This window comes from Bradyrhizobium diazoefficiens USDA 110, from assembly GCF_000011365.1.
Lineage (GTDB): Bacteria > Pseudomonadota > Alphaproteobacteria > Rhizobiales > Xanthobacteraceae > Bradyrhizobium > Bradyrhizobium diazoefficiens.
In genome coordinates this window covers 6,344,309-6,357,266 of the sequence record NC_004463.1, presented here as the reverse complement: position 1 = coordinate 6,357,266, position 12,958 = coordinate 6,344,309, and the positions used below count along the sequence as shown (strand labels likewise).

The 12,958-nt window shown below is 66.1% G+C and carries 13 protein-coding genes; 8 read left to right on the top strand and 5 right to left on the bottom strand.

Annotated features, from left to right (window positions below):
• Positions 1-47: 47 nt before the first annotated feature.
• Complete coding sequence (locus BJA_RS29320; RefSeq protein ID WP_011088534.1) at positions 48-1,445, bottom strand: carotenoid oxygenase family protein; 1,398 nt, start codon at positions 1,443-1,445, stop codon at positions 48-50.
• Positions 1,446-1,551: 106 nt separating this feature from the next.
• Here BJA_RS29320 and BJA_RS29315 point away from each other — a divergent pair, with 106 nt between their 5' ends.
• On the top strand, positions 1,552-2,292 hold the full coding sequence (locus BJA_RS29315; RefSeq protein ID WP_011088533.1) for a TetR/AcrR family transcriptional regulator: 741 nt from the start codon (positions 1,552-1,554) through the stop codon (positions 2,290-2,292).
• A 22-nt stretch (positions 2,293-2,314) separates the two neighbouring features.
• On the opposite strand, the gene BJA_RS29310 is transcribed toward BJA_RS29315, so the two are convergent.
• Positions 2,315-2,920, bottom strand: coding sequence for a hypothetical protein (locus BJA_RS29310; protein ID WP_038967175.1), 606 nt, complete (start codon positions 2,918-2,920; stop codon positions 2,315-2,317).
• A 163-nt stretch (positions 2,921-3,083) separates the two neighbouring features.
• Between BJA_RS29310 and BJA_RS29305 the strand changes: the two genes are divergently transcribed.
• Positions 3,084-3,644, top strand: a complete 561-nt coding sequence (locus tag BJA_RS29305) for an SET domain-containing protein (protein ID WP_011088531.1) — start codon at positions 3,084-3,086, stop codon at positions 3,642-3,644.
• Between the two features lie 131 nt (positions 3,645-3,775).
• On the opposite strand, the gene BJA_RS29300 is transcribed toward BJA_RS29305, so the two are convergent.
• Together BJA_RS29300 and BJA_RS29295 are read right to left on the bottom strand one after the other, a co-directional pair.
• On the bottom strand, positions 3,776-4,174 hold the full coding sequence (locus BJA_RS29300; RefSeq protein WP_011088530.1) for a hypothetical protein: 399 nt from the start codon (positions 4,172-4,174) through the stop codon (positions 3,776-3,778).
• A gap of 52 nt (positions 4,175-4,226) precedes the next feature.
• On the bottom strand, positions 4,227-4,457 hold the full coding sequence (locus BJA_RS29295) for a hypothetical protein (protein ID WP_082757092.1): 231 nt from the start codon (positions 4,455-4,457) through the stop codon (positions 4,227-4,229).
• A 199-nt stretch (positions 4,458-4,656) separates the two neighbouring features.
• Between BJA_RS29295 and xylB the strand changes: the two genes are divergently transcribed.
• The 6 genes from xylB (at position 4,657) to BJA_RS29265 (ending at position 11,634) form a co-directional block, all read left to right on the top strand.
• Positions 4,657-6,102, top strand: a complete 1,446-nt coding sequence (xylB, locus tag BJA_RS29290; RefSeq protein WP_011088529.1) for a xylulokinase — start codon at positions 4,657-4,659, stop codon at positions 6,100-6,102.
• 126 nt (positions 6,103-6,228) lie between these two features.
• Positions 6,229-7,752: a sugar ABC transporter ATP-binding protein gene (locus tag BJA_RS29285; protein WP_011088528.1), complete on the top strand. Its 1,524-nt coding sequence runs from the start codon at positions 6,229-6,231 to the stop codon at positions 7,750-7,752.
• Positions 7,745-8,785 carry an ABC transporter permease gene (locus BJA_RS29280; RefSeq protein ID WP_011088527.1) on the top strand — a complete coding sequence of 347 codons (1,041 nt, stop codon included), beginning with the start codon at positions 7,745-7,747 and terminating at the stop codon, positions 8,783-8,785. Before BJA_RS29285 ends, BJA_RS29280 begins: the two co-directional genes overlap by 8 nt.
• 101 nt (positions 8,786-8,886) lie before the next feature.
• Positions 8,887-9,834, top strand: a complete 948-nt coding sequence (locus BJA_RS29275; RefSeq protein ID WP_028173320.1) for an ABC transporter substrate-binding protein — start codon at positions 8,887-8,889, stop codon at positions 9,832-9,834.
• Between the two features lie 241 nt (positions 9,835-10,075).
• Positions 10,076-10,897: a helix-turn-helix domain-containing protein gene (locus tag BJA_RS29270; RefSeq protein WP_011088525.1), complete on the top strand. Its 822-nt coding sequence runs from the start codon at positions 10,076-10,078 to the stop codon at positions 10,895-10,897.
• 71 nt (positions 10,898-10,968) lie between these two features.
• Positions 10,969-11,634, top strand: coding sequence for a DsbA family oxidoreductase (locus BJA_RS29265; protein ID WP_011088524.1), 666 nt, complete (start codon positions 10,969-10,971; stop codon positions 11,632-11,634).
• Between the two features lie 7 nt (positions 11,635-11,641).
• On the opposite strand, the gene BJA_RS29260 is transcribed toward BJA_RS29265, so the two are convergent.
• A complete protein-coding gene (locus tag BJA_RS29260; RefSeq protein ID WP_011088523.1) occupies positions 11,642-12,811 on the bottom strand; it encodes a GNAT family N-acetyltransferase in 1,170 nt (389 codons plus the stop codon).
• Positions 12,812-12,958: the final 147 nt, after the last annotated feature.

Genomic DNA, 12,958 nt, shown 5'->3' with positions numbered 1-12,958 from the left:
TGAAATGGATTCCGGGTTCGCGACTTCGTCGCACCCCGGAATGACGGCTATGCCGCTCCCACCCAATTGCCGTGAAAGCCGTCGGGCACGCGGTGGCCGAGCTGCACCAATGCGGCGGGGCCGGCCTCGATGTCGGTGGCATTGAACACGGCGAGGTCGCTGCGGTTCTCCCGCGCGCGCCACACCACGGCGAGCAGCCAGCCGTCGCCTTCGGCTGCATCGCTCGATCGCTCGACGAAGACCGGCTCGGAGATGGTGTCGCCGGCCGGCAGCAGATAATGGCCGAGCCGTTTGCCGTTGCCGTCGACATGGACGATGCCGGACAGCGCGCCGAACATCGGCAGTTTCGGATTGGCGCAGGCGTACCAGCCGTGACGGCTCTTCAGCCCGGCGCGGCGATCGTCGATGCGCGGGAATTCGCCGGTGAGGTCGTCCAGATACGTCTGCTGGAAGCGATCGGTATTCCCCGAGAGATCGAAGGTCCAGCGGCAATGGCGGGCGCGCGATTTCTCCGGATCGGTCGGCCGGCCGTCGGGATGCGGAAACAGCGGCGCTTCCTCGAACTGCATGACGTCGGCGACGATGCGGTTGCCTTCCTCCCAGGCATTCATGATGTGGAAGACGTAGCAGGCTTCACCGCGGAACCAGACGATGTCCTTGGCCGTGCCGTTGCGCTTCATCACGCCGACATAGGCGCCCTTGTCCGGCTCCCAGGCATAGGGCGGCCGTCCGCTCATCGCGCGCTCCATGCTGCCGGCGATGGGAAGGATCGGAAACAGCACATGGTTCGCGGTGACGATGAAGTCGTGCACCATGCTGGCATAGGGCGCCTCGAACCGCTCGAAGCGCGTCGCCTTGCCGCACGCATCGATCGATCCGAAGGAGAGGGCAGGCGTCAGCGGTCCCGCGGCGTTGTAGCCGAAGAACAGCATCTCGCCGGTGACCGGATCGATCTTCGGATGCGCCGTAAAACTGCTGGCGATGCGGCCCTGATAATTGTGATAGCCGCGCGTGGCCAGCGTGCCCGGCTCGATCTCGGTCGGCAGATGCGCTTCTTCCAGCGCCAGCAGCTTGCCGGCATGGAAGATGATGTTGGTGTTGGCGACGCCGCCGTCGGTGAGATCAGCCGGGGCATCCGGCAGCTTGCGGCCGAAGCCGCCGAACAAAGCGCGGCCGGCGTCGTGCTCGGCGAGCCATTTCGGCGTGCGGACCCAGCGGTTGCGGTAGCTGGCGCGGCCATTCTCGAGGTGGAAGGCGTGCAGCATGCCGTCGCCGACGAACCAGTGCGCGCCGGACGCATCGAACTGCGGATTGGGGCCGTTGCGATAGAGCGTGCCGTTCAGCTCGCGCGGCAATTCGCCGATGATCTTGAGGAAGGGCGCGTCGGCCTCGAATGGAATCGGCGCGATATTGTTGCGGCGCTCGGCGATGGCGTCGTGCTGCACGGCGTATCCCTCTTATCTTTACATCGTAAAGATCAGATAGGGCCGATCGCCGCGCCGGTCAAGCGAAATCTTTACACTGTCAATATTGCGTCATATAGGTTGGCTCATGGGCAAAAGCGATCCGAAGAGCGAAACCAGGACCGAAGCGGCGCGCATCGCGCGCGCCCCGAGTAAGACATCGTCGGCAACGAGCGGACGTCCCGCACGCCGACCGGCCAGTGCGAAGACGGAGGCGCCGTATCATCACGGCGCGCTGCGCGAGGCGCTGCTCCAGGCCGCCGAACGGGTGCTGGAGCGCGACGGGCTTGCGGGCCTGACGTTGCGCGCGGTGGCGCGCGAGGCGGGTGTATCGCATGCTGCGCCGACCCATCATTTCGGCGATCTCACCGGCCTTCTCAGCGAGCTCGCGGCCGTCGGCTTCCGCCAGTTCAACGCGGCGATGGCGTCAGCCTGCGACACCGCGACCACGCCGCTCGCGCGCGCGCTGGCGCGGCCGAAAGCCTATGTCGCCTATGCGCAGGCCCATCCCGGCATGTACGGCATCATGTTCCGCACCGAGCGGCTCGACTATTCCAGGCCCTCGCTGCACGAGGCTGCCGAAGCCTCCTTCGCCGGACTTGCCAACGCCATCGGCGCGATGCGGCAGGAGCAGATCAGCGGCGACGCGCTGACGCTCGACCAGGGCGCCGCGATCGCGCGCGCCTGGTCGATGGTGCACGGCTTCACCACCCTGCTGCTCGACGGACGGCTCAAGGATATTTTGGAGCGGCTGCCCGAGGGGACGACGGCCGAACGGCTGCTTGAGGTGATGCTGACGGCGCCGATTACAGCGAAGTTGCCGACATAGCGCCTTCGATCGGGCGCAGCCCCTACCGCATCGTCGCGAGCTCGACGGCGCGGCCGCGCGTGCCGATGACCTTCACCTCGTCCTTGCCGCAGGTGAAGCCGCGGGCGAAATCGTCCGCGGCCTTGCGCGCGAGCTCATTGGCGTTCGGGTTGGCGATTGCATCGACATAGGCGACATGGCAGACCGGGCCCGGCGGCAGCCGTGTCACGACCAGCATGGCCTTGGTGTTTGGCCGTCCCTGCTTGTCGGGATCGCTGCCGTCGGCGATGTGCCAGCGCTGGATGATCGCAAACGGCTTTTGGCCGGCGGCGTGCCACTCGACGGTGGTCTCGGATGAATTGAACGGGGCGAACCAGGTCTTGGCCGCCGGCTCCTCGGCCGCTTCCTTGCGATTGCGCCCGACCGAGACGATCTCGCGAAGATCGTCCTCGGCGATCAGCACCATCAGGCCATCTTTGCCGGGACACATACGCGTCGTGCTGCCGTCGAGCTCGCTGGGCTTTCCGAGCTGGCGGCAGTCCTTGGGCGCCGTCGAAGTGTACGTGCTGCCCACGGATTGGGCGTTTGCGCCACCAAGGACGGTGCACATCAGCAACACGGCCAGGCACGTTGTGGTGATGCGGGTCATCATGAGGCTTTGATGCATCGGGAACTCCGTACCATCAGACGTCTTGATTGTGGGCAAGGTTCAAACAGGCCTACCTGAGACCTGACAGCGGCGCGGAATCGTTCTAGAAGAGCGGCTTCGCTTGGGCCCGTCCGGCCTTGTTCGCGTCCTCGTTCTCCAGATCATGCCAGCCATTTCGTCGAACAAACCTTATCGCGTCGGCCGCTCCAAGACCGGGCTCGGCCTCTTCGCCACCAAACCGATCAAGAAGGGGACCCGGATCATCCGTTATTTCGGACCGATCCTGGACTCGCGGATTCCTGCGCACGACGAGATCGAGAACAAATATCTGTTCGAGCTCAACGGCCGCTGGACCATCGACGGCTCGGTGCGCAAGAACCTCGCCCGCTACATCAACCATTCCTGCCGGCCCAACGCCGAGTCCGACGTTCGCCCGCGCGAGCGCAAGGTCTTCATCCGTGCCATCAAGAACATCGAGCCGGGCGACGAGATCAACTACGATTACGGCACCGACTACTTCAAAGCCTATCTGAAGCCGATCGGCTGCAAATGCGCCTCCTGCGAGACCAAGCGCAAGAAGCTGCGCGCCGAGGAGCGGGCCGAACGCGCCAAGGTGAAGGCGCGCACGGAAGCCAAGGCCAAGAAGGCAGGCGCCAAGGCCGTCAAAAAGAAGAAGCTCAACGGCCACGCCGTCGGCAAGGCCAACGGCAGCGCGCGGGCGTAGCCGTTCATCGCGGTGTCATGCCCCGCGAAAGCGGGGCATCCAGTACGCCGCGGCTTCTCCGTATCCCTCAGGCGTCTCTGGAATACTGGGTCGCCCGGCTAAACCGGGCGACGACAGCAGCGGATGCGGCCTCACGCCGCCACGACGCGCCCGCTCTTCCGCAATCCCACATATTGCAGCTCGGCGAAGACGCCGGTGGCGATCGCCTGGGCCACGACCATGAGCTCGCCCGCGATGTTCGGCGAGACCGCGCCCGAGAGCAGCAGCGCGATGCTGCCGACCGTCCAGGCCGCGTTGCCGACCACAACGAGCAGGACGAGCGGCTTCGGCACCGCGGCGCGCGCGGCAAACCAGCCGACCAGCGCGGTGTAGGCGATCAGGAACAGGCCGGTCTCGCGCAGCAGCGCTTCGGGCAGGTTGAACAACGTTGCGAAGGCGCCTGCGCCGAAAGTGAAGCCGAGGGCGGCCGCGCCGCTGAAGATCGCGTCGGCGAGCAGGGCGCGACGCAGGAAGGTGGATGCGTCAATCATCGTAGGTCTCCTTGCTTGGGTTGGGCTTGGGGGTGGAATCTTGGGGTGGAATTCAGCGCAGTCCGCGCCACCAGGCGCTGAGCAGGCGGGCGATGCGGAACGGGCAGAGGCTCCTGCCGACGCCGTGCTCGAAGGCGAGCACCTGTGCGACCACATAGTCGCCGGTCGAATGCACCAGCGGCTCGGGCATGTTGAGGCTGCGCGCCAGCATGCGGGTGGCGAGCGCCATGGCCCAGGGAACAAGGTGGTCTGCAACGGTCCGGTAGAGCAGCAGCGCGATCATGATCATCTCCTGTGCTAGGGAAGATGCGCCGCAGCGACGCCGAATTCGATTACCTCGCAGGTAAGCGGGGCGGCTCTGCGGCTCTTTCGGCCTGGAGATCGACGAATGGCAGAGCCTGCCTTGACGCGATCAGGCTTCTTGGATTGATTGGGCCATCCGACCGCCGTCGTCCATCCGGCGTCGGCAATTGTTCGCATCCATGTATCTCGGCATCGATCTCGGCACCTCGGCGGTCAAGACCGTTCTCGTCGACTCCGCGCAGCGCGTGATTGCCAGCGAAAGCCGGCCGCTCGCGACCGCTTCGCCGCGGCCCGGCTACTCCGAGCAGGATCCCGCGCAGTGGGTCGAGGCGACCTTCGCCACGCTGGATGCCTTGAAGGCGACGCATGCCGGCGCGTTGGCCGTGGTCGAAGGCATCGGACTGTCGGGCCAGATGCATGGCGCCACGCTGCTCGACGCGAGCGCAAGACCGCTGCGGCCTTGCATCCTCTGGAACGACGGGCGGTCCGTCGCCGAGTGCCGCATCCTGGAGCAACGCTGGCCCGCCTTGCGCGCGACGACGGGCAACAAGGCGATGCCCGGATTCACCGCGCCAAAGCTGCTCTGGATTGCGACGCACGAGCCCGAGGTTTTTGCCGCGACGAAACGCGTCCTGCTTCCGAAGGCTTATTTGCGCCTGGTCCTGACGGGCGAAGCCGTCGAGGATGTCTCGGACGCATCGGGCTCGCTGTGGCTCGACGCCGCGCGGAGGGACTGGTCGGATGCAGCACTGGCCGCGACCGGCCTGTCGCGCGATCACATGCCGCGACTGGTCGAGGGCTGCGCGCCCGCGGCAACATTGCGCAGCGAGCTCGCGCAACGCTGGGGCATGGTCAGACGGCCGAGCTTCGCGGGCGGTGCCGGTGACAATCCGGCGGGTGCCGTCGGCATTGGCGCGATCAGGGCGGGAACCGCGTTCATCTCGCTGGGAACCTCGGGCGCCTTGCTGGTGCCGACGAGCAGGATCGCCGCCAACCCGGATCGCGGGGTGCACACGTTCTGCCACGCCATCCCAGGAATGTGGATTCAGGCCGGCGCGATTCTCTCGGCGGCCTCCTGTCTTGCCTGGATCTCGCGCTTGTTCGGCATTGCCGAGGCGGAATTGCTGGCACCGCTTGGGTCCCGCCCGCAGGTGCCGTCTCCGGTGAGCTTCCTGCCTTACCTGGCGGGCGAGCGGACACCGCACGACGACCCCGTCGTGCGCGGCATGCTCGATGGCTTGAGCCACGGCACCGATCGCGAGGCGATCGTGCAGGCCGTGCTCGAGGGCGTTGCCTTCGCGCTGGCAGATTGCCGGGACGTGCTCGCGGATGCCGGCATTACGGTCGCGGAAGCCGATGCCATCGGAGGCGGTTCACGGTCCCGGTTCTGGCTGTCGGTGCTGGCAAGCGTTCTGAATGTTCCGATCCATCGCTTTGCCGAAGGTGAAACCGGAGCGGCGTTCGGTGCGGCAAGATTAGGGCGTCTTGCTGTCACGGGTGAGGCAATCGACGCCGTCTGTACGCCGCCGCGACGCATCGAGACGTTCGAGCCTGATCGCGTGCTCGTCGATGCCTATGCCGATCGGCTTCCCGCCTGGCGCGAACTGTATCGGCCACGCCGCTAGCGCCGTTTCGATTTCGCTTTCCCGTCGGTTCGGTATTGCCCTGTGCCGCGGCGTTTTGTTTAATGCGCGAACCGCGCTGAGAAAACGAGACGCGGGTGGGAAACGCATTGTGCGTCGGGAGGCACGATGAACGATCCGATCCTCGAGATGCGCGGGGTCTCGAAAAGCTTCTTCGGCATCAAGGCGCTGCGTGCCGTCGATCTCACCGTCTATCCCGGCGAAATCCATGCCCTGATGGGCGAGAATGGCGCCGGCAAATCGACTCTGATGAAGATATTGTCCGGCGCCTACCGGCCCGATCCGGGCGGAGAGATCCGCATCGAAGGCAGGCCGGTGCGGATCGAAGGCCCGCTCGGCGGCCGCGCCGCGGGCATCTCCATCATCTATCAGGAGCTGTCTTTGGCTCCCAATCTCAGTGTCGCGGAGAATATTTATCTCGGCCGCGAGATCTCGCGCTCGGGCTTGCTGGCGCGCGGCGCCATGCGCCAGGGCGTCGGCCCCATCCTGGAACGGCTGGGCGCGGACTTCCAGCCATCGACATTGGTGGCGCATCTGTCGATGGGCCAGCGCCAGCTCGTCGAGATCGCGCGTGCGCTGCACGCGAGGTCGAAAATCCTGATCATGGACGAGCCGACCACTGCGCTGTCGGCCGGCGAGAGCGAACGGCTGTTCGCGCTGATCCGTCAGCTCCGCGCCGAGGGGCTCGCCATCATCTACATCTCGCATCGCATGGACGAGGTCTACGCGCTCGGCGACCGCGTCACCGTCTTGCGCGATGGCCGTCTCGTGGGCTCGCTCGACAAGCCGGAAATCCGGGCCGATACCATCGTGCGGCTGATGGTGGGGCGCGACGTCTCCTCTTTCTACAAGAAGGACCATGACCCGGAGGCGGGGCGGGGACACCCTGTGCTCTGTGCGATCGACATGTCTGACGGCCGGCGCGTCAAGGGCTGCTCGCTCACCGTGCATGCCGGCGAGGTAGTGGGGCTTGCCGGCCTGATCGGTGCCGGACGCACGGAGCTTGCGCATCTCATCATCGGCGCGGCGGCAAAAACGTCGGGCCGTCTCGAACTCGAAGGCCGCCCGATCGACATCCGCACGCCCGGCGAGGCGCTCGAGGCCGGCATCGCCTATCTGACGGAGGACAGGAAGGCGCTCGGCCTGTTTCTCGACATGTCATGCCTGGACAACATCAATCTCGCGGTGCTCGGGCGCGATGCGAAGCTTGGCTGGTTCCTGGATGGTGACAAGGCGCGCGAGCGCGCCGACAGGGCCTTCGCGGGGCTCAGCATCCGCGCGGCCAATGTCGGCGTGCCGGCCGGGGGCCTGTCCGGCGGCAACCAGCAGAAGGTGCTCTTGTCGCGGCTTCTCGCCATCGCGCCAAAGATCCTGATCCTCGACGAGCCGACGCGCGGCGTCGATGTCGGCGCGAAGTCGGAGATCTATTCGATCATCGACAATCTCGCCAAGGCCGGCACAGCGATCCTCGTCATCTCGTCCGACCTGCCGGAGATCATCGGCATCTGCGATCGCGTCATCGTGATGCGGTCGGGACACATCGCAGGCGAGGTCAGCCGAACCGAGACGGCGCCGCTCAATCAGGAGGATATCATGGCACTTGCTACGGGGATGGAGCATCTCGATGCCTGATAACGGATCGACGCAGGCGAAGGCCGCCACGGCAAACGGCCTGGCCGCCGCCCAGGAGACCAGGCGTCAGCGCATCAGGCTTCTGATCCGCGCGGCCGGCATGCTGCCGGTGCTGCTGCTGCTATGCGCCGGCTTTCACTACCTGTCGGATGGCCGTTTCTTCACCGGACAGAATCTCGGCATCGTCTTGCAGCAGGCCGCCGTCAACACCGTGCTTGCCGCGGGCATGACCTTCGTCATCCTGACCGGCGGCATCGATCTCTCGGTCGGCTCGATCCTGGCGGCGTCCGCGATGGCCGGCCTGACGATCTCGAAACTGCCGGAGCTCGGGGCGCTGTGGCTGCCGGCCGCCGTTCTCACCGGCCTCGGCTTCGGTGTCGTCAATGGCGCGCTGATCGCGCTGTTGCGCCTGCCGCCGTTCATCGTGACGCTGGGCTCGCTCACCGCCGTGCGCGGTCTGGCGCGGCTGCTCGGCGCCGACACCACGGTGTTCAATCCTTCCATTCCCTACGCCTTCATCGGCAACGGCTCGCTGACGCTCGTTCCGGGCGTTGCTTCGATCCCGTGGCTCTCGGTGATCGCTTTGCTCGTCATCCTCGTCTCGTGGCTGGTGCTGCGCCGGACCGTGCTCGGCGTGCACATCTACGCGGTGGGCGGCAACGAGAGCGCGGCGCGGCTTGCCGGCATCAAGGTCTGGGCCGTGCTGATCTTCGTCTACGGCGCATCGGGGCTGCTGGCCGGACTTGGCGGCGCCATGCAGGCGGCGCGGCTCTATGCGGCCAACGGCCTTCAACTCGGCCAGTCCTATGAACTCGACGCCATCACCGCCGTGATCCTCGGCGGCACCTCTTTCGTCGGCGGTATCGGCTCGATCTGGGGCACGCTGGTCGGCGCGCTGATCATCGCGGTCCTGTCGAACGGCCTGATCCTCACCGGCGTCTCGGACATCTGGCAATATGTGATCAAGGGCCTGGTGATCATCGGCGCCGTGGCGCTGGACCGCTACCGGTTGCAAGGCTCGGCCAGAACCTGAAAGGTGCGGCGCGCAGCTGAGCGCGGGTGGTTCGATGTGAGATTCCGGTACGGCAACTGGTCAGCCGTGCCGGAGATGAAGACAGACCAGGGAGGAAGCCAATGTTGAAGACGATCACGCTTGCCGGCGCCGCGACGGTGCTTGCCCTAAGCACCGCGCCGTCCTTCGCCAAGGAGCTCAAGTCGATCGGCGTTTCGCTCGGCTCGCTGGGCAACCCGTTCTTCGTCGCGCTGTCGAAGGGCGCCGAGTTCGAGGCCAAGAAGGCCAATCCCAATGTGAAGGTCACCACGGTCGGCTTCGAATACGACCTCGGCAAGCAGGTCACCCAGATCGACAATTTCATCGCCGCCGGCGTCGACCTGATCCTGTTGAACCCCGGCGACCCCAAGGCGATCGGACCGGCAATCAAGAAGGCACAGGCGGCGGGTATCGTCGTCGTCGCGGTCGACACCGCGGCCGAAGGCGCCGATGCCACCGTGACCACGAACAACGTCCAGGCCGGCGAGATTTCCTGCCAGTACATCGTCGACAAGCTGGGAGGCAAGGGCGACGTCATCATCGAGAACGGGCCGCAGGTTTCCGCCGTGATCGACCGCGTTGTCGGCTGCAAGAACGTCTTCTCGAAGAATCCCGGCATCAAGGTGTTGTCCAACGATCAGGACGGCAAGGGCTCGCGCGAGGGCGGCCTCACCGTTGCGCAGGGTTACCTGACCCGCTTCCCCAAGATCGATGCCATCTTCGCCATCAACGATCCGCAGGCGATCGGCACCGACCTCGCAGCGCGCCAGCAAAACCGCACCGGCATCGTCATCACCGCGGTGGACGGCGCGCCCGACATCGAGGCCGCGCTGAAGGATCCCGCATCGCTGCAGATCCAGGCTTCCGCGTCACAGGATCCGTTCTTCATGGCGCGGCGCGCCGTGCAGGTCGGTGTCGGTATTCTCAATGGCCAGAAGCCGGCATCGACCGTCGAACTCCTGCCGTCGAAACTTGTGACCCGGGACAATGTCGCCGAGTACAAGGGGTGGACGTCGGATCGGTCGCAGTAGTCATTCTGCATCTGTCGCGGGACTTATCGGCCGGTGGCGCTTGGACGGTGCAGGCTGCGCGTCCGAGGCCACTGTGGGCGCGCCGGAAGACGGCCCAGGAAATGCCCGGCAATGGTCTTGCATGACCATTGCGCGGACATCGACGCGCGTCGGCAATCCAGCGATTTCAGGAACTCAAGCGCCAATTCGATTACCTCGCGGGTAATGGAAGGGCTGAAATCCGCGTGCTAGGTTTTCGACCATGAACGCACATGCATCCACGGCGCACGCCGAACGCAGCCAGCCGATCCATATCGGTGACCATTTGCGCGAATGGCGTCAGCGCCGCCGGATGAGTCAGCTCGATCTGGCGGGCGAGGCGGAGATTTCCGCACGGCATCTGAGCTTCGTCGAGACCGGCCGCGCCGCGCCCTCGCGCGACATGGTGCTGAGGCTCGCTGAACGTCTCGACGTGCCCTTGCGCGAACGCAACGTGCTGCTGGTCGCCGCCGGCTTTGCGCCGGCGTTTCCGCAGCGCCCGCTGGAGGATCCCGCCTTGAAATCAGCCCGCCAGGCGATCGACCTCGTCCTCAAGGCACACGAGCCCAATCCGGCGCTCGCGGTGGACCGGCACTGGAACCTGGTCTCCGCAAACCGCATGGTGGCGCCGCTGCTCGACGGCATTCCGCAGCGGCTGCTCGGCCAGCCGTTCAACGTGCTGCGGCTCGCGTTTCATCCCGAGGCGCTGGCGCCGCGCACGGTCAATCTCGCGGAGTGGTGCGGGCATCTGCTGGAGCGGCTGCACCGGCAATGCGAGGCAACGGCCGATCCGGAGCTGATCAAGCTCTACAACGACCTGAAGAGCTACCCGATCCCGGCACGATCGGCGCCGCTGTCGAGCGACAATGTCGCCATCCCCTTCAAGCTGCGCCACGAGGGGGAGATACTAAGTTTCTTCTCCACCACCATGGTGTTCGGCACGCCCGTGGACATCACCCTGTCGGAGCTTGCGCTGGAGACGTTCTTTCCGGCCGACGAGCGTACCGCGGAGCGGCTGAAGCAGATGGCAGCAGCTATGACATAGCGCTCTTGCCTCGGGCCGGGTTCGGCCTATCTTTGGGCGAACCCTTAAAGTGCCCGAAGGAGGCGCCTGACATGAGCACGCTGAAACCGCTCCAGATCGACGTCGTCTCCGACGTGGTGTGCCCGTGGTGCTATATCGGCAAGCATCGCATCGAAAGCGCGCTGGCGCTCGTGCCCGACGTTCCGGTCAAGCTGAATTTCCGCCCCTTTTTCCTCAATCCGTGGGTGCCGCGCGAGGGCATCAGCCGCGAGGACTATCTCACCCAGAAGTTCGGCTCGGTCGACGCCTATAAGGGCATTGCGGGGCGCGTCGTCGCGGCCGCGAGCGAAGAGGGCCTCGTCTACAAGCCGGAGCTGGTCGCACGTCAGCCCAACACGACCGACTGTCACCGCCTGATCCTCTGGGCGGAAGCGATCGGCAAGGCGCCCGAGATGAAGCAACGCCTGATGGAGCTCTACTTCCGCGATGGCGGCGACCTCACCGACGTCAACGTGCTGGTGCAGGCGGCCGCCGATGTCGGCCTCGATGCCGACGACGTGCGCAAGCGCCTTGCCACCGACGAGGACGTCGCGCGCGTCTCGGCCGACGCGCAGGAAGCCTCCGAGAAGGGCATCTCCGGCGTGCCGACCTATGTCTTCGCGCAGAAATACGCCGTCTCCGGCGCGCAGGACCCGAACCTGCTCGCCCGCGCCATCCGCCAGGTCTCGGCGGAGATCAACGCGCAGGCGGCGGAGTAGGTTTCGCTTATTTGCGGAGGCGGCGGACCACGCGTCGCGTGGCCTCGTGCGCGGCGTTGAGGCCGACCAGTGCTGCGTGAACGAGCGGCACGACCGGATCGTTCCGCCGCAGCGGAATCAGCACGTCACCGATCGCAAAGCGCCCGCGCCAGATCGGGTTGATCATGGGGTGGTCGGCGCTCGCGGTGGAATCCGCGCTGGCGATGGCGGGGTCGGCGCAGAGGCGACGGGTGAGGTCGAGCGTGAGCTGCACGCCCGGCGAATATCTTGCAAAGCGTTCGTCGATGCCGAGCTTGAAGAAGAAGGCGCGGTCCTGATGGCGCAGCACGATACCGGCGGCGACCGGAATCGTGCCGGCGCGCAGCGTGACGATCTCGCACTGCGCGGTCTCTGCCAGCGCCGGCACCGCGCGGCGGATGAAGGTCGCATCGCCCGCATGCTGGATCAGCGCGGTGCCGCGCTTGCCCTTCCAGCCGCTGGCTTCGAGCTGCAAGAATGTTTCGAGTGCGGGCCCGATCTCGTCAGGCCGGCGCGCGACCTCGAACACGACGGGGCCGTGCTCTTCGAGACGATGGCGCTGGCGACGTAGCTCCTTGAGCTTCCTGGCGCCGAGCGCCTCGCGCAGCAGCGTCTCGCCGTCCTGCGTCGCATCGAGGCTGGCGCGGATGTAGGAGCTGAGAACACGCGGCTTCAGGCCGTCGCGATTGAGAGCCTGTTTGAGCGACGCCATGGCCGCGCCGTCGAGCGCGACGTCGTTCAGCACGAACGCATGCGCGCCGGTCTCTCGCGCCTGCTGCAGCAGACGCGTCGCCGCCTCGATCGGCGCGTCGCGGTCGATCAGCGGGCTGCACAGCGTGCCATAGGGATGCGCGCTCACCAACGCGGGCAGGGGAATCTTCCATGCCCGCCACAGCGAGATCACCGGCATCAGCCCGATCAGTCGCGTCGAATATCCGTCCAATGCGGGCAGTGCCGAGGCCCCCGTGCGGCCGCGCGCGGTCGCGCTGACGGCGAGCTCCCAGGCGGGCAGGTAATATCCGTTCGGCTCGACCGCCCGCTGCGCGAGCGCGCGCCATTGGCCGGCTTCAATTGCATCAAGCGGGACGAGCGCGCGCGTCGTCGTGGCATGCTTTGCCGATGCCGGATTGATCGCTGCCTGGTGCGCGATGTCGACCACGTCCCGTCGTCCCCGTTCACGCGGGCTGAGCCCGGGTTACGCGGTCATCCTTAGCGCAAAGATTGGAAAATCCCGTTGGGATACCGCTTCAATTCGAGCGGTAGTGTTAACGTCTCGTTCAGCATCCGGCGGCAGCCGCCGGATGCG